Origin of the sequence: Ruminococcus sp. B05, assembly GCF_003628495.1 — a bacterium.
GTDB classification, from domain to species: domain Bacteria; phylum Bacillota; class Clostridia; order Lachnospirales; family Lachnospiraceae; genus Schaedlerella; species Schaedlerella hominis.
This window is the reverse complement of the sequence record NZ_RBZR01000001.1, coordinates 80,027-105,302: the sequence shown is the minus strand read 5'-3', so window position 1 is coordinate 105,302 and position 25,276 is coordinate 80,027. Positions and strand designations below refer to the sequence as shown.

The following is a 25,276-nucleotide window of genomic DNA, read 5'->3' as shown; positions in this document are numbered from 1 at the left end:
ATTTTTATCCTCTCATGTTTAATGCCACCCGGGACGGGGTTTTCTGGCTTTTTTCACCTTCCTAATTTTTATCCTGCGAGGTCAAAAAAAGCCAGAAAACCCCGTCCCTAAATGGCATCTCGTCTAAACTGCCCCAAATATTCTGTTACTGATTTGCTCATTTCCTTCGAAAAGTCTGAATTATACTTTCGATTACAAAATGCGCTACACCACTCTTCGTAGGTGCTGTTTTTACACTTATATGCAAACATCTCTCGCAATTCATCCCCGTCCATATTACGATATGTATTCTCATGCACAATATGTTTCTGTTCACATCGTTCTGGTTTTTTACGTTCCATTTGTTGCTTTGTAGGCCAGCCAAATACTATCATAACTGCCGGAAATACATATTCTGGCAATTGTAAGAGTTTTCTCTGCTCTTCGCAATTCTCCATAATGTCGCCAATATAACAGGAACCAATGCCAAAGCTTTCTGCTGCTACTACTGCATTCTGTGCCGCAATGGCTGTATCTGTTACCGCAAGCATCAAATCTTCTACGCCTGGTTTTCTCGGTTTGCACCCTGCTTCCAGATAAGCATCATACCACTTCTTACAATCTGCACAGAACACCAGAACCATCGGTGCCTTTGCAATAAATGGCTGGTGGTCGCAGCTTTCTGCAAGTGCTTCTTTTAAATTTTGATCTGTAATATCCAAAATTGTATATAACTGCTGACATCCTGCTGTCGGGGCCTGCATAGCCGCCTCTAAAATCACATTTTTCATCTCGTTTGGGATTGCTTTTTCTTCATATACTCTCACTGATTTTCTGTTGTATAAACTTTCTATAATTTCATTCATTCTTTACTATCCCGCCTTCCTTTTGCATTACTTTCTGTCTTATAAATTTTATATTTTTCATTATAAATGTTGGTACTTACAAGTGCAAGATGATAGTATCCGCAGTGCTAGATTTTCTTCCATAACTCTCATTGTTTCTTACTGAATGATAATACTTTTGATAGGTATAACCCAAACAAAGCAATCTTTTAACGATTTTGAAACTTGCTTTCATAGGGCTTTCAGAGCGTATAGCTGTATGTTAGCTTGCATTGTCTGGGATTAGACTTAATTTTGGCTATTTTGCACATTGATTTTTTTATCCATTATACATATAATAATTTTAACAGGACTCCCCGCACCTCTCAACGATGTGCCCCAGGGGAGACATTTTTTTATACGGAGATATTTTATGAATGAAGTAAAACCACACCTGTCCTACGAGGGACAAATAAATAAGCTACGTGAAAAGGGATGCATCATAGACGATGATTCCTTTTGTAGAAATATTTTAGTTAACATCGGTTATTACAGGTTGTCTGCTTATTTTTTACCATTCAAAAGTTTTGATGGAACCTATATGGACAATCTTTCATTTAAAAGAGTATATCGAGTTTATGAATTTGACCGAAAGCTCCGCAATTTATTATTCTCTGCTATTGAAGTCATTGAGGTGAGCCTTCGCACAAAACTTGCACATTTTCACTCAGAAAAATATGGTGCTCTTGGATATTTGGATGCTTCTTCATTCAATTCAAAACATAATGCTGATAAATTTAAGCTGAACATTGACCGTGAAATTGAAAACAACAAGAAAGTTCTGTTTGTAAAGCACCATACAGATAATTACGATGGTCTGTTTCCGTTATGGGTAATATCTGAATTATTTACATTTGGTATGCTTTCGTATTTTTATAATGACCTAATAACCGCAGATAAGAAAGCATTTGCAGGTGCTGATTATAGAAATATGATCAGTTGGATGCGCTGTTGCACCGATCTACGGAATATATGTGCGCATTATGGCAGACTTTATTTTAGAATTTTCTCCGCAATGCCTTCCGGTTTTCAAATCTCCGAAGCTGCAAAACGAAGACTCTGGGGTGCAATACTTTCTGTAAAAGCATTATACCCATCTGCTGAAAAATGGAATTCTGAATTTATGCCAAGAATAGAAGCTCTTTTTGAAGAATACAAAGAGGATATTAATCTATATCATTTAGCTTTTCCAAGAGAGTGGGCAATACAATTGAAGAAATAATATAAAAGTGGAATTCTGGTTTAGGGAATTCCATTTTTATTGCTTGTATATGTTTTGTTATTAGTGTACTTTGCTCCCACATGATATCTTGCTTTTTTCGCATATTGCATTTCTCCCTTCTGAAGTTCTCTTTTCAGTTACATGACTATACCAGAAGTCGGGGAAATAGCAATTCATCAGATGTACCGAAAAAGAGTGGTGGAGATTGTGGATAGTAGACAATAGAGGGAATTTTAGAGAAAAAGAAAAGCCATGGCTTGTGCCATGACCTTTCAATTCATATTTGCTGTCTTATTCAGCAGAAATACCTGCCAGTTTTACATTTACGTTATAAGTTGCCGGATCTTCTGCAGCTTCATTATTGATGCAGTCAGCATCCGTACCTTCCATCCAGATATATACTCGCATCTTTACACCATTATACCCTACGGAAGAAGCAATTTTCTGTGTATCACTCGTTGCATCATAATCATTACCATTCTTTGTTGCAACCCAGTTTCTATTTTTCTGATCTGTATAATGAGTCGCATAAATATATGGATACGTAACCGTAAGCGGCTTTAACTTTCCATCATCGGCTGTACCAATATACGTCCAACCATCGATTCCTTCAGCATCATTGCCCTTGCCTGTTTCTTCATATGGTGCATAGACTACTTTCAATTCTTCGTTTCCATCATCACTGTATGTGCCATCTGCATTTTTCTTGATATTCTGAATAGTAATACCCACACGCATAGATTTTGGAATAGTATCCGTTGTTGGTGTTCCGTTCGTAGTCAAGGTAATCGGACTTCCTTCAGAAGCATCTAAATACACATCAGCAAGACCTGTTTCTGTAATTGTGTAAAGAACATATTCACTCTTGATGTATGCATAATGAGTTTCCCCACCTGCTATATATTCTCCAGGTTTCGAATTTTCTCCGGTAATAAAAGTGGGCTGCATATAAGAAGCTACTTTTCCTTCACCATTAATTCCCTGATTCACACACCATGTTTTTAAGTCATTTGTTGATGAGGGACTTATCTTTCCACCCTCTGTTGATGCCACCAATGATGTCTGTTCCCCACCATGCTGTGGTCCCTGCTTAGCAGTTGCAATCTGCAAAATAAATCCATTTGTTGTTGCACTGATATTGGTTGTGACCGCTTCAACAGTATTGTTTGCAACATACCATGCGTAAGTTACCGATGTTAAAGCTATTCCAGATATTAAAACGGACGCAGCAGTCGCTATTAACTGCATTCTCATTTTCTTTATGTTCATTTTCCATCCCACCTTTTCAGTTTCTACATGCCACAAAGTAGAAATCCTTTTCTACTCTTTGGCATGTACCCCACGCCACAACCGTGGGATACTATAACTATCTTATTTAAACTCTGTTGGTGTTGCAGAAAAAGATACTGTTGCACCAACATTCTCCTGAAGTGCTGTAAGCTGTGTTGTTTTAACCTCTGCATTTGCACCATCATAGAACGCATAAAGTTTAACATTAACATCGCCTTCTGCTTTTCCAAATGCATCAGTACGGATAATGCCAAGTTTCTTTGTCGTATCATCTGTCACAACAGTACCTGCCAGACAAGAAGCCTCAACACCTGTCGGAGAAACCAATGCCCAGTTGTTCTGATCAATATATACAAGAACTCTAATAGCACCTGCTAACTTTTTGTCTGAACCAGTAGATACTGTCATGCTATCAACTTTCAGATTTGTAAACTGTCCGTCATATGTACCAGTACCAATATAGAACTGATTCAGAAGTGCATAGTCAGCATTAACAGCTGCAGTTGGATCACCTACAGCAAAACGAGTACCACTCTTTTCTGCTGCATTATCTTTTTCTTCAGCATAAGCAGATTCAAACTGATAAATTTTTGTATCTGCATTTTCTTTAGAAACATTAAAGTTCTTTGCCCACTGTGCTGGATAAAGTGCAGCGTCTTCATATGTCTTTCCAGTTCCAACTTCTTCGGCAGCAGTTGCTGAAGATGTAGAAGATGTACTTGTTTTCTTTGTATCAATTACCAGATAAGCAGAGTTACTCTGCGCACTGATATTTGTTGTTGTAGCTTTTACATTATTGTTACTTACAAACCAAGCATATGTACTTGATCCCAGCGCTACAGCGGCAACGCACACCATGGCAATGGCTGCAGCGAGCTGTTTTTTCAGCGCTTTTACATTTTTTGATTCATTCATATTTTTTCCTCCCATTCGTATTTTACAACAGAACATCATCTCTCATAGAGATATTGGATTTCATATATCACCATCCGCATTTTTTCTAAAATAGCTTTTGTATCATCCATAATTTTCTACTCTCCTGTTATCAAATCGTACTCTCACCGGGCCCGGTGGAAAGAGTTTCTCCGTCACCTTTACCGGTGAGGATTCCATCTCATAACAGGTATGTATCTCATCCTTTTTATTCTGTTGCACTTTTCGTCATGTTATGAATTTTATATATATAAGCAGTTGTTGTGGTACTGTTTATACCTAAGTTATCATTTGTTTCTCCGATTCTCCCAAGTGATGTCGCGATCTGAATAGTAACTGTCGTTCGGAGCTTCATTTCCTGCTGCATTGATCGGCTTGTCTCCGCTCAATGTATCTTTAATGTCTTTTACAAATTTCCATACCAGACTTGTGTTGTCGTCTGTATCTGAATCTATATGCATGCTAAATTGCACGCTTCCACCGATGATGGAATCTACACATTCGGGATCATCACCTTCCATCCAGATAACAATTGTGTATCTGTCTACATTTCCTACCAGAAAATTTTCTTCATGATAGCTGCAGACAACATCCTCTGATTTGAAGTTCACGCAACCTTTTTCTGCCGAACCATCTTTTGCGGGTTCAGCATATACGACGCGCTTTCCATTTCTCCACACTGCAACACGCACTGCTTCTTCAGCGCCTTTTGCACATGAATCCAATGTAATTTTTGCGATGTATCCTAAATCCTCTTTTCCTGCATTTCTTACATAATATGTGTAAGCCATGTAGTTTTTTCCGTTATGGCTACCAGCTTCTCCATCCAAATTGTCCGGAATATCGTCTATCGAAATATTTGTTGCATCTTTTACAGAATTGGCTGTAAGTCTTGCAGTTGCATCATTGAATTCTCCGGTCTCGGAAATGCTGATTCCTCTTCGATATAATTCCAAACGGTTTAGGTTGATGGTGAAGTTTCCCATCTTTTCCTGTGAAAATGCAATGATGAACAGGACAGCTACTATGAGCAGCATTCCCATCAATACTAAGTTGAGTTTGTCCATTCTCAGAAGTGCAGCACCTATTCTCTTTTGTTTTCTGTGTGGCACGTACATGCTGACGATTGTTTCCGGATCAATGTCTTCTCCCGATTTTTCCAACATTTCTTCTAATTCTTGAATACGGACAATCTGATCGTTTGCTTTTTTTCTTTTTTTCTTGTTCTTTTGTTTTTTGTTTTTATTTTCTATCTTTTCGATATTATCGGTATTGTCGTTTTTATCTTTTTTCCACTTCATCCTACGCTACTCACAGCTTATATCTTTTCTTTACATAAGCTACATATTCTTGCATTTTTACTTTTTCATCTGTATTTGCAAATCTTAACTGAATACCTGTAACAAAGCGGAATGGTCCGCCTTTTGGCATCTCTCTCTCCCAGCAGATAACACCAACGACTTCTCTTGATGGCATCCCTTCGGAAGCATTTCCCAAACGAGGAAGTGTAAAAATACAAGTTTCTCCGACTTCAAACCAACGATTCATATATACAGCAAGACCATTGTTTGAAATATCCATCGTCTCGCCCGACTCTTGTTCTATCTCACCTTGTGAGTTTAATTCCCAAGTGTCTTGCATGAATTTGACCGGAAGCTCAACTTTCATACGAACATCGATACGTTTTACGAATTGTCGGTTTTCAGTTACTCTTCGAATCTTCCAATAACGACGGATTCCTTCTTTTATTACATCGTCAACGTAACCTGCAATGATGCGGGTTTCTTCTCCTTCTTCGTAGCGGAATAAGAATTTTTGACTTTCATCTGCCTGTAGTGGCTTTCCATCTAACATTGGAATCGATACAAGAAATGCTAATTCGTCGAGTTCTTTATTAAATGTACTTAGCATATTGAATACCGGCTCCTGGCCTACTGCTGCATCTTTTGCAAGCTGCATCTTCGTCCCGCGCTTGATATCTAATGTTCCCATTCTGTGTTTTGTCTCCTCTGGTTCTGTCTTGAATTATATTTTTTCATTTAGTATCTTACCATATGAATTGTGAGAAGTCTATCATTTGTTCACAGAGTATTCACTATTTTTTACATCTTTTTCCAGCTTTTAAGCTTCCATATTGCATATCCGATAATCAGTGCATGGTCAAACGCCAGTCCGTCATTTTCCAGAATGCTCAGTTCTGACTCTGGAATCCATTTTTTCTTTTCTTCGTGAAGAACCGCTTTTAGTTCTTCTTTGTCTGACTGTAATTTCAGCACCCAGTTTTTGTTTTCATTCTGCTTCATCGATACTGCAAACCATTTTGCATCACTGGCGTCATCTCCTGCTTTGATGGTATATTTTTCTGCATCTATCAGTGCTATATAGCTTGCGGATATTACTCGGTAGCGAGGGTCTCTGTCGACTGTGCTTGTAGTTCGAAGCTGCTCTAAGAATTCGCAATCCACGCCTGTCTCTTCCAGTAATTCCCTCTGTGCGGCCTCCTCGATTGTTTCATTAATGCCGACAAAACCTCCCGGAAGAGCAAATGCATTTTTATAAGGATGTTTTCCTCTCTTAACCAGCAAAATCTTTAATTCTTCTGAGTCAATATTTTCCATATTATATATTGAAAAAATTACGATATCTGCTGCCACTGAAGGTTTTTGATACTTCGATGCGTCGTATTTCTTTAAAAATTCCTTTTCTGTTTCTTCCATATATATACCGCCTCTTTCTGATTATTTTTGATGGTATTTACCAATCATATCTTTTCTATACTGTAACACAAATATTTTGTTATGTTCAATGCTGGATTTTTAAATACCACGAAACAATCTCATTTCCCCAAAAAGCAGCTATCGACAGCCCTATTGCAAGGAATGGTCCGAAGGCGAACTGATCTTTTCTATCTCGTTTTCTGTTTTTTAGCATGATAATCCCATAAACGCTTCCTGCTATGATTGCCAGGATCATTGCACACAGAATTAGTCTCATCCCTAAAAAGAAGCCTGATGCGGCCATTAGTTTGATGTCTCCGCCGCCGAATGCCCTTGGAATGAGTAAGGTCAGCAATAGCATTGGGACGGACACAGCCAGCATGCCGATTAATCTGTCTGTTATTCTGTATTCTGATATGAGAAGCATTTGCACAATTGCAAGGGAAAAGATGATGATATGAAATTTGTTACGGATTATTCGGGTTTTATAATCCTGCCAGGCTACGCATACTAGGATTATTACATATATTACATTTATTATAGTGCTCATTTTATACTCTCCTGGTGCCGTTAGGGACGGGGTTTCTGGCTTTTTTAGAACAATTTCGAAGGTGCTGGTGTTAGAACAAGCCGTTAGGAAGAGCCACTAAACCCCGTCCCTAAATGGTCCTTTCTCGTATTGCATTATTTATTGCAGTTCTGGAAATTCCCGTCAAACGACTGAGCTGACGTATGGAAATGCCTGAATAATGTAACTTTTGTAAGTATTGATTTCGCAGGGTTCGATCAAGATGTTGAAAATCAGATGCGGATTCGCAAGACGTTTTCTTATGAATTATTTTCAATGCTTCCGTGTCAGAAAGCCGTGATAAAGAATTATATTCCATGCATTTTTCATCAGAAATATATTGTAAATATTCTATGCATTTTTCATTACTTTGGAATAAATTTATCGCTTTGTCTATATCTACAAACGAAGATTGTGAGATTGCATAATCGTAATAACTGCTCCATCTATAAGTTCCAATAGCAGTTTCCAGTCCCGCATGAAGCGGATTTTGATGAATATAGCGGAATACTGTCCGAAAATATCCTTCATCGTTTATCGGTTCGCTTTTATATCTGTCTTGAAACAAATATCCGATGCGTTTATATTTTCGATTGTACCATTTAACAAATTTCACCTCTATCCTTTTCATGATTGTTTCTAATTCGGTGGTTGTTTGTTCCATTAATAAGTGAACATGATTGTCCATCAAACAATATGCATACAATTTGAATTCACATACTTCTTTGTATTTTTTTAATATACGGATAAATTGCAAATAATCCTCATTTTCTTCAAAAATGATTTGCTTGTTGACACCTCGCAAAATGACGTGGTAAATGCCAAATCTACTTTTTTCTCTTGGTTTTCTCGGCATAAGTTTTCCTTTCTTTATTATATTGTTTTACTTTTTGGAATTTTTTGATTTTTATTAATAGAATCGTTTTGAATAAAAATTTGATTTTTGATTTTAGAATAATCTATGATTTCAACTCGGAAGACTTTTCTTAAGTAGCTATAAAATATCATAAAGAGAAAGATTTTACAACCACTTCTGTAAAATCTTTCTCTTTTTTCTTTTGTTCTATGGAAATGTTATGTTGTGTGCCACTAAACTCCGTCCCTAAATGGTTGCTTCTACCAGATAAATGTTTTTCCTCGTAATTGCACCAATCTCTTCTAATGAATTTACCATTCGATAGACTGTTGCCATTCCGATTCCCGGATCTAGTTTAGAAGCTTTGTAATGGATTTCTTTACATGAAGAGCAGTCGCCCTCCAAAATAATATCAAGAATCGTCAGTCTCTGTTTTGTTATACGGCATCCACGTGCTCTCAACTTCTGAATTATTTCTTCTCTGTTCATATCTGACAATCCTTTCTTTTTTATTTGCATATTTATTATTTTATAAGTTTCATACCTATTTGGCCGGTTTAAAACTCTGAAGAGCCACCCATTGACCAGTACGAAGAGCCACTAAACTCCGTCCCCAATGGTCACCTGAAGAGCCACTAAACTCCAAAGAGCCACTAACCCCGTCCCCAATGGTCACCACTAAATGGTTCCTACGCTTACTTTTAATGTCTTGCTTTCTTTGTAAGGTCTGAACAGGAGGTAAAGGAATCCTATAATGAGAATGAATGCTACAACTGTTCCTACACCGAAAGTACCGGCTGTGATGAGTGTACCAATCTGGTAAATGCAAAGTGATACTACGTACGCGAGCAATGTCTGATATCCGATTGCAAACCAGAACCATTTTGCATTGTTCATTTCACGTTTAATTGCTCCCATTGCTGCGAAGCAAGGTGCGCATAAGAGGTTGAATACGAGGAATGAGTATGCTGCAACTGCTGTCATGCTTCCTGCGAGCTGTCCCCATATTTCTGTTCCGTCTTCTGCAACTTCTGCGAATCCAAATAGGATACCGAATGTACCTACTACGTTTTCTTTGGCGATAAGTCCTGTAACGGCTGCAACTGCCATCTTCCAGTCTCCCCATCCAAGAGGTGCAAACAGTGGTGCGATTACGTTTCCGATGGAAGCGAGGATACTGTCGTTAAGCTGTTCTGCTTCAAGCATTCCAAATGAACCATCTACCCAGCCAAAGCTCATTAAGAACCAAAGCAGGATTGTTGACAATGTGATAATTGTTCCGGCTTTTTTGATAAATGACCATCCTCTTTCCCACATGCTTCGAAGTACGTTTCCTACTGTTGGCATATGGTATGCTGGAAGCTCCATAACGAATGGTGCCGGATCTCCGGCGAACATTTTTGTTTTCTTTAAAATAATTCCTGAGCAAATGATTGCTGCGATTCCTACGAAATATGCACTTGGTGCTACCCATGAAGCTCCGTCAAACAATGCACCTGCAATCAGTGCGATGATTGGAAGCTTTGCTCCACATGGGATAAATGTTGTTGTCATAATTGTCATTTTGCGGTCACGGTCATTTTCAATTGTACGAGATGCCATAACTCCAGGCACTCCACAACCTGTACCGATTAACATTGGGATAAATGATTTTCCTGAAAGACCGAATTTACGGAAAATTCTATCCATAATAAATGCTACACGAGCCATATATCCGCATGATTCCAAAAATGCGAGGAAAATGAAAAGTACAAGCATCTGTGGTACGAAACCAAGAACTGCTCCGACACCGGCTACGATACCATCAAGGATCAATCCCTGCAGCCATGCTGCGCAATGAACAGACACAAGAAGCTTTTCAATTGCCGGTGGAATAATTTCGCCAAAGAGTACATCATTTGTCCAGTCTGTTACAAAAGCTCCTACTGTTGTAACGGAAACGTAATATACGATCCACATGATCACTGCAAAGATTGGAAGTGCCAGCCAACGGTTTGTTACGATTCGGTCAATCTTATCTGATGTTGTCAGCTCTCCTTTTGCTTTTGATTTTGTAATACAATCTCCGATAATGGAAGAAATGTATACATAACGCTCATTTGTGATAATACTTTCTGTATCATCATCAAATTTCTCTTCCATTTCTTTGATCTCAGCAGATACATCTACTGTTGCTTTCATCTGGTCTTTGATCTTATCATCTTTTTCCAGAAGTTTGATCGCAAAGAATCTCTTCTGTTCTTCTGGAACGATTCCTGATAATTTGTATTCTACCTTATCGATAATTGCTTCTGCATCTCTTGAAAATTCATGAACTGTTTCTGCAGACTGTTTTTTCTGGGCAAGTTTCACTGCTTTGTTTGCTGCTTCTTTGATTCCTGTTCCTTTTAATGCAGAAATCGCAACAACTTCACAGCCAAGCTTTTTACTTAATTTGTCCAGATGGATTTTATCACCGGTCTTTTCCAGGATATCAATCATGTTTACAGCCATGATTACCGGAATACCAAGCTCCATGATCTGTGTTGATAAGTACAAGTTACGTTCAATGTTTGTTCCATCGATAATATTGATGATTGCATCTGGTCTTTCACCGATCAGATAGTTTCTTGCAACAACCTCTTCCAAGGTGTATGGTGAAAGGGAATAAATTCCCGGCAAATCCATGATTATAACATCTTTGTGTCCTTTTAGTTTTCCCTCTTTTTTCTCTACAGTTACGCCTGGCCAGTTACCAACAAATTGATTGGACCCTGTCAGTGCATTGAACAGTGTTGTTTTTCCACAGTTCGGATTACCTGCTAGTGCAATTTTTACTGACATAATGCTTCTCCTTCACTCTCTCTTCTAAAAATTTATATCACTGTTGATTACTCAACAAGAATCATCTCGGCATCTGCTTTACGAAGTGATAATTCATATCCTCTAACTGTTACTTCAATAGGATCACCAAGCGGTGCTACTTTTCTTACAAAAATTTCAACACCTTTTGTAATTCCCATATCCATGATTCTTCTCTTAACAGGTCCCTCTCCGGTAAGTTTTGTAACTTTCACTGTCTGACCTACCGATACCTCTCTCAATGTTTTCATGCTGTTCATCCTTTCTTCTACGCTTTCTATACCATGATTTTATTTGCCATATCTTTTCCGATTGCTACACGTGATTCTTTCACATTCACAATCAGATTTCCTCCGATATCAGAGACTACCGTTACGGCTCCTCCTACGACAAAGCCCAGGTTCTCTAGAAATCTTCTTGTATCTTCTTTTCCACCTATACGCTTAATAATGTTTTCTTCTCCCGGATTTACCATTGTTAACGGCATCATGTTCATCCCTTCCTTAGTTTTTATTGATAATCATTTTCATTTTTCATACGTTAGTTTATGCTAATTCTTATTAGATGTCAATACCTTTATTGATAATTTTTTCTCATTAAGAAAAAAAGGGGGATCAATGGGGACGGGGTTAGTGGCTTTTTTGCAAGCAAAAAAAGCCACTAACCCCGTCCCCATTGATCCCACCCACCACAAAAAAAATGAACCACTTTCGTGATTCATTTTTTTGTCTAGGTATCGATTAGGGCGTCCATCCTAGACATGATATTATATTTTCAATTTTTTATGTAGTTAGCAATTTAATCTTATTTCAGTTTTTCACCTGTCAGCATCTCATATGCCTGAAGATATTTATTGATTGTTTTATCCACGATATCCTGCGGAAGTGTCCAGTCATTATCCGGATTTGCTTTCAGCCAGTCGCGGGCAAACTGTTTGTCAAAGGATGGCTGTCCATGTCCCGGTTCGTATCCTTCAGCTGGCCAGAAACGAGAACTGTCTGGTGTCAGCATCTCATCACCGATTACAAGATTACCATTTTCATCCAGACCAAACTCAAATTTTGTGTCTGCAATGATAATTCCTTTGCTCAGTGCGTACTCTGCACATTTTTTATATAATGCGATTGTACAGTCACGCAATTTTTCTGCGTATTCTTTTCCCTGTCCTGGGAAATATTTTTCCAGATGTTCTATACTCTGCTCATAGGAAATGTTTTCGTCATGGTCACCAATCTCTGCTTTTGTTGATGGTGTATAGATTGGCTCAGGTAATTTGTCAGATTCTTTCAATCCTTTCGGAAGCTTGATTCCGCAAACAGTTCCATTCTCTTTATAGCTTTCCCATCCGCTTCCTGTAATATATCCACGAACGATGCACTCGATTGGGAGCATCTCCAGCTTGCGGCACATCATGCTGTTGCCATCGAATTTTGGCTGCTGGAAATATTCCGGCATATCTTTCACGTCTACAGAAATCATGTGGTTTGGAAGAATGTCTTCTGTAAGATCAAACCAGAATTTTGACATCTGAGTCAATACAGTTCCTTTTTTTGTCACTTCATTATTCAGAATCACGTCAAAACAGCTGATTCGGTCTGTTGCAACCATGATCAGGCTGTCACCATTATCATAAATCTCACGTACTTTTCCTTCTTTAATTGGTTTTAATTCCTGCATCTTTTGCACCTCGTATTTATTCATCATAGCTTTTATTATAGCGATACAAACAGGAATTATAATCTCGTCTTACCTTTGCTGCATTTCCCATTCTTTCGCTACAGATAACCTACCACCATTTATGCTTGCATGTCAATGAATCCGACTGTTACATTTTCTTATAACTATTTATAAGAGTATCATTCAACGTTTTTTAATGCCTGTGATAATGGGATTTTTCGGATTTTTTTCGACTGGATTATATATACAACCAGATAACAAAGCATTCCCAACACAAACATTGTCGGATAAATCCAAGGAGCTATATAATATGTCAGCCAGCCTGAATAATCCTTCATCATAAGATAATAGATCACTTTTATCGCTTTATCACTGAGCGGTATCGCGATTATCAAAGAAACCGCCACAACAACACCCGTTGCAAGGCTGTATAAATTTCCGGCTTCTCTGTCGGAGTATCCAAGAATCTTAAGCATTGAAATCGATGCTGCATTTTTCTCGATGATCGTTTTTGCAAGCAAATAAATTACGATAATATAAATCATCAAAGCAAATCCATTCATCATAGAAAAGATTTGTCCCATAGAGTCTTCAAGCTGATCCGCCATAACTGTCAGATCATGTTCTGTAATCGTAGATACAATCATGGTATCATCGATATCTTCTATTTTTTTATCTGTAAAATATCCACTGAAATAATCCGGGTCTTTGTCAAATATATCGCAAAATGTGGATTTTGACAAAAATATACACATTGTAGCAGGATAATGATAACTTCCGCTCACCTTAAATGTATATTTATTATCTCCGTATTCTTCATGGAGCTTGATTTCGTCTCCAATTTGGATACCATATTTCTCCATATATCCGTCCGACAGCACGACTTCTCCATCTTTCAGATTCAAATTCTTCAAATATTTTGAATGATCTTCAATCCCATAAACCGTAATCTCTTCACCACTACTGTTTTTCAACTCTGACACTGCATATTTTTCAGTGCCTGATGTCTCCGTTTCCAAAGGCATTTTTAAAATATACTGATAATTCGCAATTTTTGAATCGAGTACTTCTGCTTTAAAATGCGTTAGCAGTGGTGATAACATCATTCCAAACAACATCAATACACTTGCGAAGAAAATACCCGCAAATAATGTCAGATACGCCGCTTTATTTTGCAGAATCACGCGGATGCGGAATCTAGTAATAAATTTCCAGTCTGGAAGGCCGATTGCTCTTCTTTTCTTATTTCTCTTAAGCTCGTGTCTTAAAAATTGTAATGGCGGTAAAGTCATCATGGACATGATTACAAGGAAATTTACAACCAGAAGTAAAACAAATGGTATGACTGTTGTTTCTATAAAAGCATCTGCATTCCAGATTGTCGTGTATGTCGGAAGCGAATAACTATGATAATACATTCCTGCCACAATATATTTCATCCATGTATACCCGAGTACATTTCCTACAACAGATGCGACCAGCATAACAACCACCGGCAGCGTCATATAATGGCGTACCAATTCGCCTCTCGTATAACCGGACGCCAGCAAGGTTCCAACTACGGAAGATTCCTGCTCAATCGTACTTCTCGCCGTAATCGCAAATATAAATGCCAGAATAACGATTACGATATAAAGCAGCCACTGTACCATTACCTGGTCTCCGCCCATATCGTCTCCTGTGAAGGTGATTGCCTGATTGTCCTGACGGGCAACAAAATCTGTCATGACAGCTTTTTTCTTTATGATATCCTTGATATCATTTGCCTTATCCTCCTGCTTTTTATCAGATAAAGCTGCATCATCATTTACCCATGCATAGCATTTCTTAAGACCGGCATCTCCCAAATTATCAAACGCATTTTCCGTTACAAGCGCAACTGTAAATTTATTCGCATCAAACATCATATCGGTATTATTTTTAAATAATGCACTGTAATCTGATAATGCGACTACACCTGTCACCTTGTATTTTTTACCTTCGATTTGCATGGTGTCACCGATGGCAATCTCATTATTTTCGGCATACAAGCGGTCAATCACGATTTCATCATCCGCTTTGGGATACTCTCCATCCATCAAGTCCGCCTTATTTACATCATCACGCATCTTATACAGACGGATTGTATGTTCTTTTGCGATTTCTTTATCTTTATAGAACATCGGATAAATCGTAATATCTTCTTTTTCTTCCAATTTCTCTTTTAATTCATCGGAAATGGAATCGGTCAATACGAAATGTCCATTCTCGATATTATATTTTTCAAAACTGTTATCATAAGCTGATTTGCAGCTTCCGTCTGCCACAAGAAAACCGGAACAAAATCCTATAATGATCGTAAAGAACAAAAAGAGGGCCAGATATTTTCCCCATTCCGCCCTCAGTTCACGCAGATATCGTTTTGATAATGGATTTTTCATACGAACACCCCCTTACCATTCCAACTCTGCCACTGCTTGTTTCTTATCATTGTAAATGCATTTGCGGATCTGTCCGTCACGCAATTTGATGACCTGATCTGCCATTCCCTGAATTGCATCATTATGTGTCACTAAAATAACCGTGTTTCCAAACCTTTGATTCACATCTTCGATCAATTGTAAAATTTCTTTAGAGGTCTGATAATCCAATGCTCCGGTCGGCTCGTCGCAGAGCAAAATATCTGGATTCTTAATCAAAGCCCGCCCAATCGCGGTTCTCTGCTGCTGTCCTCCTGAAAGCTGATTTGGAATTTTGTCTTTGTGTTCCCATAGCCCCAGTGTTTTCAGCAAACCATCTAACTCCAGCGGATTTTGGGATAAATATGCGCCGACCTCAATATTTTCCTTCACGGTCAGATTCGGAATCAGATTGTACGCCTGAAATACATAGCCCAAATGTTTTCGACGATACCCGGCCAACTGCTTTTCATTCATGCTCTCCATCTGCTCATCGCCGATTCGAATCGAGCCGCTATCGATATTTTCAATACCACCGATAATATTTAATAAGGTGGATTTACCTGACCCTGACGGGCCAAGTAACACACAGATATCACCTTTCTTAATCCCACACGAAATGCCTTTAAGCACTTCCGTTTTATTTTCTCCGCTTCCAAATGATTTTTTTATTTGATTCAGTTCCAGATACATAGCCCTTCCTCTCTTTCCTATTTATCCAGCAAATCTTTCATACTTTGCAAACTGATCAATAAGGTCGATGTGTTGTGCAATAATGCAGACGTTGTAGGCGGGAAGATTCCCATAACCCCACCTGCTATCAGGCAAGCATTGATTCCGACAATGGAACGATAATTATTATGGATTCGCTCCATTAGTCTGTCGCTTAGATTTTTCAAAACAACAATTTCTTCCAGATTATCTGCACCAATCGTAACATCTGCAATTTCTCTCGCAATCTCTGCTCCGTCACTGATTGCAATTCCAATATCGGAAGCTGATAGTGCCGGCGAATCATTTATTCCGTCACCAATCATAATGACTTTTCTTCCATTAGCCTTTTCTTTCTCTATGAAACTTGCCTTGTCCTCTGGCAACACCTCGGAGAAATACTCATCTACGCCTACCTTTGAAGCAATCACTTTCGCTGTACGGTCACTGTCTCCTGTCATCATAACAACCTTGATTCCTTTACTCTTAAGTTTCGCAATCACTCTTTGCGCCTCTTCACGAAGCGGGTCTTCGATGCAGACAACTGCAGCCAGTTTACGGTTAATTGCCATATATAAATGTGAGCACTCTTCCGGGAGCTGTTCATAGAGCTTCTCTTTTCCTTCCGGAATGGTACATTTTTCATCTTCAAACACAAAATGCGAGCTTCCGATGATAACGGATTTTCCCTCAATTGTCGATGAAATACCATGAGCAACAATATATTCTACTTTGGAATGTAGCTCTTCATGAACCAGATTTTTCTCTTTTGCCGCTGTTACAACTGCTTTCGCCATGGAATGTGGGAAATGTTCCTCCAGGCATGCTGCAATTCTTAGAAGTTCATCCCTGCCCATATCATTAAATGATACGATATCTACTACTGTAGGCTGTGCTTTTGTCAATGTTCCTGTTTTGTCAAATACAATCGTATCTGCTTCTGACATTGCCTCAAGATATTTTCCACCTTTTACAGTAATATTGTAGGTACTTGCTTCTTTGATCGCTGACAATACGGAAATTGGCATTGCAAGTTTCAATGCACACGAAAAATCTACCATCAATACAGATAATGCCTTTGTTACATTTTTTGTACACAAATACGTAATTCCTGTTCCAAGAAGTGTATATGGGACAAGCTTGTCTGCAAGATGCTCCGCTTTTCCTTCCAGAGAGGATTTCAGCTTTTCTGACTCTTCAATCATAGAAACAATCTGGTCAAATTTGCTGTTTCCATTGCTTTGTTTTACTCGGATCGTAAGTTCTCCTTCCTCCAATACGGTTCCTGCAAAGACACTTGCATCCATCGTCTTCGCAATCGGAACGGATTCTCCTGTCATGGAAGCCTGATTTACCATTCCTTCTCCGGAAACGATTGTTCCATCAAACGGAATTACATTTCCCATATGTACTCTTACCAAATCTCCTGCTTTGATATCCGAAGTTGAAACAAGCACTTCCTGGTCTTCAGTTACAAGCCATACTTTACTGATATGTAAAGACATGCTGCGTGCAAGATCGTCGACTGATTTTTTATGTGTCCACTCTTCTAATATCTCGCCAATTCCAAGCAAGAACATAATGGAGCCTGCGGTGCCAAAATCTTGTCTGAAAATAGAAACTCCGATAGATGTTGCGTCTAACACCGGAACTTCAATTTTACCTTTTGCAAGTGTACAGATTCCATGCCATATATATTTCACCGATTTTGCAGTTGTAAGCACTGCACGAACCGGAATCGGAAGAAATAGTTTGTTTCCATAATGAAGCACTACCGAAGTAACCAGTTTCTCCCAGTATTCACTGTTCAATTCTCGTCCTGAATTTTTCAGATAGGTTTCCGGAAGTGTCACCTCTCCATAGTGAAATGCTTTCAGGCTTTCAATTACGCTTTCTCTGTCTCCTTTATAGCAAATTGTTACGCATTGCGTACGTTCCTGCACTTTCACAGATGTAATCTGCATATTTTGTTCCATATAATATTGTATTTCGTCTGCCTGCTCAAAGCTCATTCGACTCTGAACAAACTGCACACGTAATCTTCCTTGTATATCATGTTTAATTTTAAACTTCATGTAAATCCTTCTTTCCGAAAACACCTGCAGATAAAACTGCAGGTGTTCTGGTTTTTGTTTGCTTTATAGCTTATATTTATTATGCTTCTTCGGTTTCTGTTTCTTTAAAGCTTTCTTCAACATCTGTTTCGTTGGCATCTGCCTCTTCTACATCTGCCTCTTCTACATCTGTCACAACTTCTTCTGCTGCTGCACGTTCTTCATTGATCTGCTGTGCTTCTGCATAAATGTCTTCTGCATTTTCCTGAATTGTTGTGGCTGTTTTCATCACACAAGACTTTGCACGAAGAATCGCTGCTGTACAGTTTGTGTAAAGCTTTTTCGCATCCTTACTTGCAAGTACCTTGATACCTGCTGTTCCGAATAACACACCTGCTGCAAAAATTCCTGTTGATTTACCATTTACTTTCTTTAAACATTTCAAATAATTTGACATGATAAAATTCCTCCTCTGTTTTTTATGGACAAATTATATATCCATTATTTTTCTTGTTTCAAGCCAATTCTGTCTTATTGAGAAATTTTATCCAATAAGCCGCTTGCAAATGAGATTCGCTATCATTTATAATAATAAATTCATTTTTTGCGCTTATGCAAGTGCCGCTCCCAACTCCTTGCAAGCTGTAATTGCATCCTCATCAGGTGCATCATTGCATACAACACTGTCGCAGGCAAGTTCTATTCCTGCCTCCCTGCAATCGTCTTCCCAGTTTCTCATCCATTCTCCATCGCCCCATCCATAAGAACCGAACAGTGCAACCTTCTTTCCTGCCAGTGCCAATTTGCACTCGTCAAACAGTGGCTGGAATTCATCTTCCTCCAAAACTTCTGCACCCATTGCCGGGCATCCAAAGGCAATTGCATCGTAACCCTCTACATCTCCTGCCTGAAATGCATCTGCTGAATAGATAGAAGCATCTGCTCCATTTTCTTTCATTCCTTCCAGAACTGCATTTGCCATTTCCTCTGTATTTCCTGTTCCACTCCAAAATACGACTGCTGTTTTACTCATTTCTTATTTCCTCCATTTTCATTTATATCAAGTGATTTTTTAAGCCACTGTGAGCTTCTGTATGCTTCTTCCATTTCTCCAAAGCCGGTTATATACATCTGTACATTTTTTATATTTGCAAAATGTTCTTTCTGCTTCTTCTTTATTGCAATAAACCTTCCAGCATCCAATGCAATGACAATTCTTTCCTTTATTAACAATAAAGCCGATCACATCATCCAATGGATATCCCAGGAATAATCCGATTTCATGTGGGAATGTTCCGTTTTCTTCTAAACGTTCAATCAAATGAGAAATAGCATGATGCGGATCCGTATCCTGATATCCATATTTTCGAAGCAAATTCATCACTCCTGGTTTTTCCAGATCTTGTTGCAACTTTTTCATGCGGCAGACATAAATTAACGCCCTGTTTTCTTGTTTTTGTAATATAAATAGACTTAATCCTTTTTCTTTCATCTCTCTTTCCCAATACATGATACTCATTTCAAGTGATTGTATACATGTATATTTGCACGTAAATAAATTTGCGGTTTTAAGAGATGCCAGTGTAGGGGCACAATGCATGATCAAGCACTGCTCCAGTCCCTCTGCAGTGTTTCCCGTATTACGTTCCTTCATATCTGCAATCCTTTCACTTCATTATTTATGCACAGCAAGATTTCAAAATTTCTGTCAATGCATTCTGGCTGCTTGTATGTGAACGCACAACATCTGTTTTGGAACTGTCAATTTCATCCAAAGCTGTCTTTACCATCTTATGTGATACTGTGTTTGTAAATAATACGAGAAGATCTGGACATCCAATCTGTTTGTCAAAATCCGCCTTCATATGTGTGAACACTTTTACTTTACATTTATAAGCTTTGCATATTTTTTTATACTGGGCTACCATTCTGTCGTGCCCTCCGACAATTACTACGCTCATTATTTTCCTCCTGTTTCTGATTATTATAATCTTGCATTTTCTATTTTCGTGTTACCTTCAATTATCATATGTTAGCTTTTTCTAACCACATGGTTAGTATATTCTAACTTTCTATCCTTGTCAATTCTATTCCATGATAATTTTTCTCATTTACTTTCTTCTATATTTGAGATTTTTCATATACTATACAACCTTACAATATTCTCTTTAGAAATTAATGACCATTCGTCATTTTTGCTTATAGAAATCATTTTTACTTTCTGATATACTGGTGTTAAATTGAGATTTTATACATACTCGTTGTTAAAGGAGGATTTTTATTTAGGATGAAGACAACACTTCAAATATTCAAACGTGACTGCAAGCGTTTGCTTCGCAATCCAGTTGCTATGCTTGTTGTGATCGGCGTCTGTATTCTGCCATCGCTTTATGCCTGGTTCAACATTGCCGCTAACATGGATCCATACAGCAATACAAAAGGGATTAAAGTAGCAATTGCCAGCAACGATACCGGAGCATGCTCGGATAAGCTTTCTCTTAATGCAGGTGCTTCGCTTATTGAACAATTAGGAAAAAATGATTCTCTTGGATGGACTTTCGTAGATGAAGATGCTGCTATTGAAGGTGTAAGGTCCGGAAAATATTACGCTGCTATTGTGATTCCTGAAGATTTCAGCGAATCTCTTCTAAGTATCATCAGTGGCGAACCTCAGAACCCGGTTTTAGATTATTATGTAAATGAGAAGAAAAATGCGATTGCTCCAAAGATCACAGACACCGGAGCCGGTACGATTCAGCAGGAAATCAACGATACTTTTTCCAATGTTGCCGCTGAAACAATTTCGAATTTAATTATTAAATCTGTCTCTAAAGTTTCCGGTAATATGAGTGATATGAATACTGAGACACTGCGCTCTATTTCTGATATTCAAAAGAATCTGGATGACTATCAGACTACTTTGAAGAATTTTCAGGAAACTGTAAAGAGCAGCTCTTCGATTATCGCAGACACGCAAGCCGCTTTGGATTCTGTCAATACAGCTGCTTTATCCGGTGCAAAAACACTTTCCAGTGCGTCTGATATATTGAATACCAGCCGCAGTGCAATTGGAACATTTTCTTCGACATTCTCTCAGAGCTTGTCCGATGGAGACCAATTGTTGAGCAATATTTATGGTTCTGCTTCTGACAAGCTTGGAACAATTGAAAATGATATGCAGACAATTAATGGGAAGATAAGTAATAGTATTGCTTCTGTCCAGAATCTGGTCGATTTGAATAATGAAGTGATTAACGATTTAAAAGCGATGACCGCTCATATTTCAAGTGAAGAGCTTGTCGCAGCTTTAAATAGTAAGATTGCTGATTTAGAAAGTCAAAATGCCAAATTGCAGGAACTTGTCAATTCTTTAAAAGCCGGAAATGACAATATAACAACTTCTTTAAATGGTGCTTCTACTGCACGTACACAATTAAACACACTTGTATCGCAGAGTAAACAGTCCTTGAGGGATTACCAGAACTCTATGAATCAGACATTGCTGCCGACTTTAAATCAGTCACTGGATACATTTTCTACATTAAGTGGAAATCTTTCCGCCACAATGAATGGAATTTCTCCTTCTATTACTCAGTTGAAATCCATCCTTGGACAGCTCGACAGCAGCTTAAAAGACAGTGCTTCTGTTCTTGACTCGACCGGCACTGCACTTCAGACAGTAAATGATAAGCTTTCCAGCCTCACAACGGATTTAAAAGCCTTGCAAAGCTCCAGTGCATATCAGCAGTTTCTTTCTCTAAAAGAAATTGATGCAGATGGTATTTCAACTTTTATGTCATCACCGGTAACTGTTGATACAGAAGTACTCTACGATGTAAAGAATTATGGTTCTGCCATGACACCATTTTACACAAATCTGGCTCTTTGGGTAGGTGGACTGATTCTGGTTTCTATTTTCAAACAAGAGGTAGATTTTGATGAAAAAATTCCAAATGCAACTGCAACTCAGTGTTATTTTGGCCGTTTTCTTCTATTTCTGAGCATCGGACTTATTCAGAGTGTCATCGTATGTGCCGGTGATATCTGGCTTATTAAAGCCCAATGCAATGAACCTGCCGCTTTTATTTTTGCCGGAATGGTATGCTCCGTTGTTTATGTCAGTCTGATTTATGCAATGGCACTTGCATTTAAACACATTGGTAAGGCATTGTGCGTGCTTCTGGTTATTTTGCAGATTCCAGGATCATCTGGTACTTATCCAATTGAGATGATGCCAGCTTTCTTCCAGAATCTGCATCCACTCCTTCCATTTTCGTATGGAATCAGTGCAATGCGTGAAGCTATTGCTGGAATGTATGCTCACAACTATCGTAGAAATTTATTGATCATGCTTGTATTCCTTGGAATCGCATTTCTCATCGGTCTTGGACTTCGTCCTCTGCTGATGAACCTAAATTACCTGTTTGACCGCAGACTTGCTGTTACAGATTTGATGTTGTGTGAGACTTCCAGTACAGAACGAAACACTCAGCAAGTATCTATGATTTATAAAGCAATGCTCTACAATGAAGTTACACGCAAGGAATTGACCGATAAGGCGGAAAAATTTGAACGCACTTATTCGAGACGAATCCGTCGTGGATTCAATTGCATTTTTATACTTGCTTTTGTTTTTCTGATTCTGATGTTCAGTTTGGAATCTAAGCTTGTATTTTTAATTTTGTGGATTGTTTCCGTAGTTGTATTGGCATTTTACTTGATTATTATGGAATACATCCACGACAAAACACAGAAGCAATTAGAACTTGCCAAGTTATCTGAAGATGAATTATTAAAACTTTTGAAGAAAGGAAATGAACGATCATGAGAAATATCCTGGAAATTTTTAAACGTGACATCGTGCGGATTAAAACAAATGTAATCGCATTGCTGGTCATCCTCGGAATCACGATTGTTCCGCCACTTTATGCATGGTTTAATATTGCTGCAAGCTGGGACCCTTATGGTAATACAAGTAGCTTAAAGGTTGCTGTTGCAAGCGTGGACGAGGGATATGAAGGGGATTTGATTCCTCTGAATATCAACATTGGTGACAATGTTCTTTCTGCTCTTCGTGAAAATACGCAATTAGACTGGGTGTTTACTACAAAGGATAAAGCAACGAAGGGTGTAAAATCCGGAAAGTACTATGCTGCTGTTATCATTCCTGAAAATTTCAGTAAAGATATGATGAGCATTTTCTCAAGTGATATCGAAAACCCAAAAATCACTTACTATTATAATGCAAAGGAAAATGCGATTGCACCGAAGATTACCGACAAGGGAGCGAGTGCAATTCAAAAACAGGTTAATTCTGTATTTATAGAAACGATATCCGAAACTGCACTTGTAGCACTTCAGTCTGTATCTGATATGGCAGATGAAAGTGGCGCTGATGTAATTCTTAATAACCTTTTAAATAACCTGAGCGCTATTTCAAATGATTTGACTGCTGCGTCCGGTACAATCCAGTCCTTTTCAAACCTGACCGGTTCTGCCAAGAATATGCTGGACACAACCTCAGAATTTTTAACTGAGTCAAAAACGCATTCGGACAGCAGCTTAGCTTCTTTGAAAAATACGAAAAATTCATTTTCCGACGTAAAAACATCTATCAGTGGCGCAACCGATGGAATTAACGCAGCAATTTCCGGAATCCAGAGCTTTTACACACAGCTCTCTTCCATTATTGACGATGCGTTTGCATCACAATCAGGAAGTGCAGAAACGCTTGCTAATACGTTAAATGGCCTGGGGGATAAGATTACTCCGATCATCAATGGGTATCAGACACTTATCCAGGCATTCTCTGATTTGAAAAATACGCTTCCTGATGAACTACCGAGTGGTATTGCAGACGAACTGGATTCTATTATCCGTCGTTTAAACAGTGCTGTTGCAACTCAGCAAAATTTGCAGAACAAGTTATACCAGTCTGCACAGGATATACAGAATTCGCCGGCTAACATTGCCGCCGCAAAGGCTGAGCTGGATCAACTGATCCAAACAAGCAGCAACAGCCTTGTTTCCATAAAAAATGACTACGAAAATAATGTGGAAAATAGTTTGAATACTCTGTTTGACTCTCTTGGAACGACAAGCTCAACCATTTCTACTTTATTTACACAATTGGATACAACAGCGGACAATATCCATAAGCTGTCAGGTTCTGCCTCTTCTGATCTTGCAAAGATTCAGACTACATTGTCAGACACCTCAGCACTGATTGACAAGACATCGAAAAGGATGAACACAACAATTGACCAGTTGAAGAAAATCAAAAGCAGCGGGGATTACAAACAGCTACAGCAGATTTTATCTGGAAACAGTGAAACAATTGCCAGCTTTTTATCTTCTCCTGTTACATTAAAAACACATGAAATTTATCCTGTGGCAAATTATGGTTCAGCAATGGCACCATTCTATTCTGTCCTCTCCCTCTGGGTAGGAGGCATTGTACTGGTTGCCATCTTAAAAGTAACCGTTTCAGCTTCTTCGACCGCCGGACTTAAAAACCTAAAACCATATCAGGTTTATCTTGGCCGCTATCCGATTTTCCTGATTGTAGGACTTTTACAAGCCACCTTAATCTGCATGGGGGATTTGTGTTATTTACAGATTCAATGTGAGCATCCATTTTTATTTTTACTTGCAGGATGGTTTAGCAGTATCGTATATGTAAATATCATTTACACGCTGACCGTCTCCTTCGGAGACATCGGCAAAGCAATCTGCGTAATCTTACTCGTAGTACAGGTTGCAGGTTCCGGTGGAACCTTCCCGATTGAGACTGCTCCTCCATTCTTTAGGGCTGTATATCCATTGCTGCCATTTGTACACAGTATGACTGCTATGCGCGAATGCGTCGCCGGAATGTATGGTTCAGCTTATTGGGTACAAATGGGAATTTTGGGGATTTTCCTGATTATTTCTTTGTTCTTTGGATTGGTATTGAGAAATCCGATCATCAAGTTAAATGATGCTTTTATGGAGAAATTAGAAAGTACACATTTGATTTAGAGAACGGGGAGAAGGCCGGGGAGCCGGTAGGGAGCCAGATAGGGACGGGGTTTAGTGGCTTTTTTCGCAGAGCAAAAAAAAGCCAC

At 38.6% G+C, this 25,276-nt stretch carries 23 protein-coding genes; 3 read left to right on the top strand and 20 right to left on the bottom strand.

Annotated features, from left to right (window positions below; genetic code table 11):
• Positions 1 to 107 precede the first annotated feature (107 nt).
• Positions 108 to 845: a nitroreductase family protein gene (locus D8Q48_RS00425; RefSeq protein WP_121055012.1), complete on the bottom strand. Its 738-nt coding sequence runs from the start codon at positions 843 to 845 to the stop codon at positions 108 to 110.
• A gap of 391 nt (positions 846 to 1,236) precedes the next feature.
• Here D8Q48_RS00425 and D8Q48_RS00420 point away from each other — a divergent pair, with 391 nt between their 5' ends.
• The gene (locus D8Q48_RS00420) at positions 1,237 to 2,085 is read left to right on the top strand and encodes an Abi family protein (RefSeq protein ID WP_121055010.1); all 849 of its coding nucleotides are present in this window, start codon (positions 1,237 to 1,239) and stop codon (positions 2,083 to 2,085) included.
• 291 nt (positions 2,086 to 2,376) lie between these two features.
• Here D8Q48_RS00420 and D8Q48_RS00415 read toward each other — a convergent pair whose 3' ends face one another.
• The 19 genes from D8Q48_RS00415 to D8Q48_RS00325 form a co-directional block, all read right to left on the bottom strand.
• The gene (locus D8Q48_RS00415) at positions 2,377 to 3,354 is read right to left on the bottom strand and encodes a hypothetical protein (RefSeq protein WP_121055008.1); all 978 of its coding nucleotides are present in this window, start codon (positions 3,352 to 3,354) and stop codon (positions 2,377 to 2,379) included.
• 102 nt (positions 3,355 to 3,456) lie between these two features.
• On the bottom strand, positions 3,457 to 4,290 hold the full coding sequence (locus D8Q48_RS00410; RefSeq protein WP_121055006.1) for a hypothetical protein: 834 nt from the start codon (positions 4,288 to 4,290) through the stop codon (positions 3,457 to 3,459).
• 305 nt (positions 4,291 to 4,595) lie between these two features.
• Positions 4,596 to 5,609 (bottom strand): hypothetical protein, encoded by a 1,014-nt coding sequence (locus tag D8Q48_RS00405; RefSeq protein ID WP_172696931.1) that lies wholly within the window; start codon positions 5,607 to 5,609, stop codon positions 4,596 to 4,598.
• A gap of 10 nt (positions 5,610 to 5,619) precedes the next feature.
• Positions 5,620 to 6,300, bottom strand: coding sequence for a PilZ domain-containing protein (locus D8Q48_RS00400; RefSeq protein WP_121055002.1), 681 nt, complete (start codon positions 6,298 to 6,300; stop codon positions 5,620 to 5,622).
• A gap of 110 nt (positions 6,301 to 6,410) precedes the next feature.
• Positions 6,411 to 7,025, bottom strand: coding sequence for an NUDIX hydrolase (locus D8Q48_RS00395; RefSeq protein ID WP_121055000.1), 615 nt, complete (start codon positions 7,023 to 7,025; stop codon positions 6,411 to 6,413).
• 85 nt (positions 7,026 to 7,110) lie between these two features.
• Complete coding sequence (locus D8Q48_RS00390) at positions 7,111 to 7,575, bottom strand: A24 family peptidase (protein ID WP_121054998.1); 465 nt, start codon at positions 7,573 to 7,575, stop codon at positions 7,111 to 7,113.
• 109 nt (positions 7,576 to 7,684) lie between these two features.
• Complete coding sequence (locus D8Q48_RS00385) at positions 7,685 to 8,449, bottom strand: transposase (RefSeq protein WP_121054996.1); 765 nt, start codon at positions 8,447 to 8,449, stop codon at positions 7,685 to 7,687.
• A gap of 246 nt (positions 8,450 to 8,695) precedes the next feature.
• Entirely contained in the window at positions 8,696 to 8,938 is a 243-nt protein-coding gene (locus D8Q48_RS00380; protein ID WP_121055352.1) for a transcriptional repressor, read from the bottom strand.
• A gap of 189 nt (positions 8,939 to 9,127) precedes the next feature.
• Positions 9,128 to 11,272 (bottom strand): ferrous iron transport protein B, encoded by a 2,145-nt coding sequence (feoB, locus tag D8Q48_RS00375; protein ID WP_121054994.1) that lies wholly within the window; start codon positions 11,270 to 11,272, stop codon positions 9,128 to 9,130.
• Between the two features lie 47 nt (positions 11,273 to 11,319).
• Positions 11,320 to 11,541, bottom strand: a complete 222-nt coding sequence (locus D8Q48_RS00370; RefSeq protein WP_117989315.1) for a ferrous iron transport protein A — start codon at positions 11,539 to 11,541, stop codon at positions 11,320 to 11,322.
• Positions 11,542 to 11,567: 26 nt separating this feature from the next.
• Positions 11,568 to 11,780: a FeoA family protein gene (locus tag D8Q48_RS00365; RefSeq protein WP_022075313.1), complete on the bottom strand. Its 213-nt coding sequence runs from the start codon at positions 11,778 to 11,780 to the stop codon at positions 11,568 to 11,570.
• Between the two features lie 314 nt (positions 11,781 to 12,094).
• On the bottom strand, positions 12,095 to 12,991 hold the full coding sequence (locus D8Q48_RS00360) for a phosphoribosylaminoimidazolesuccinocarboxamide synthase (protein WP_279230724.1): 897 nt from the start codon (positions 12,989 to 12,991) through the stop codon (positions 12,095 to 12,097).
• Positions 12,992 to 13,146: 155 nt separating this feature from the next.
• Positions 13,147 to 15,387, bottom strand: coding sequence for an ABC transporter permease (locus tag D8Q48_RS00355; RefSeq protein ID WP_121054990.1), 2,241 nt, complete (start codon positions 15,385 to 15,387; stop codon positions 13,147 to 13,149).
• Between the two features lie 12 nt (positions 15,388 to 15,399).
• Positions 15,400 to 16,098 (bottom strand): ABC transporter ATP-binding protein, encoded by a 699-nt coding sequence (locus tag D8Q48_RS00350; protein WP_117989318.1) that lies wholly within the window; start codon positions 16,096 to 16,098, stop codon positions 15,400 to 15,402.
• 17 nt (positions 16,099 to 16,115) lie between these two features.
• On the bottom strand, positions 16,116 to 18,191 hold the full coding sequence (locus D8Q48_RS00345) for a heavy metal translocating P-type ATPase (RefSeq protein WP_121054988.1): 2,076 nt from the start codon (positions 18,189 to 18,191) through the stop codon (positions 16,116 to 16,118).
• A 79-nt stretch (positions 18,192 to 18,270) separates the two neighbouring features.
• Complete coding sequence (locus D8Q48_RS00340) at positions 18,271 to 18,627, bottom strand: DUF6110 family protein (protein WP_118689149.1); 357 nt, start codon at positions 18,625 to 18,627, stop codon at positions 18,271 to 18,273.
• Between the two features lie 153 nt (positions 18,628 to 18,780).
• Positions 18,781 to 19,203 (bottom strand): flavodoxin, encoded by a 423-nt coding sequence (locus tag D8Q48_RS00335; RefSeq protein WP_121054986.1) that lies wholly within the window; start codon positions 19,201 to 19,203, stop codon positions 18,781 to 18,783.
• Between the two features lie 39 nt (positions 19,204 to 19,242).
• Positions 19,243 to 19,824, bottom strand: a complete 582-nt coding sequence (locus D8Q48_RS00330) for a DUF3793 family protein (protein ID WP_117989322.1) — start codon at positions 19,822 to 19,824, stop codon at positions 19,243 to 19,245.
• Positions 19,825 to 19,849: 25 nt separating this feature from the next.
• The gene (locus D8Q48_RS00325; RefSeq protein WP_022075800.1) at positions 19,850 to 20,131 is read right to left on the bottom strand and encodes a DUF2325 domain-containing protein; all 282 of its coding nucleotides are present in this window, start codon (positions 20,129 to 20,131) and stop codon (positions 19,850 to 19,852) included.
• Positions 20,132 to 20,457: 326 nt separating this feature from the next.
• Here D8Q48_RS00325 and D8Q48_RS00320 point away from each other — a divergent pair, with 326 nt between their 5' ends.
• Positions 20,458 to 22,998, top strand: coding sequence for a YhgE/Pip domain-containing protein (locus D8Q48_RS00320; RefSeq protein WP_121054984.1), 2,541 nt, complete (start codon positions 20,458 to 20,460; stop codon positions 22,996 to 22,998).
• Positions 22,995 to 25,190, top strand: a complete 2,196-nt coding sequence (locus D8Q48_RS00315; RefSeq protein ID WP_121054982.1) for a YhgE/Pip domain-containing protein — start codon at positions 22,995 to 22,997, stop codon at positions 25,188 to 25,190. The genes D8Q48_RS00320 and D8Q48_RS00315 overlap by 4 nt, the downstream gene beginning before the upstream one ends.
• The last annotated feature ends 86 nt before the right edge of the window (positions 25,191 to 25,276 follow it).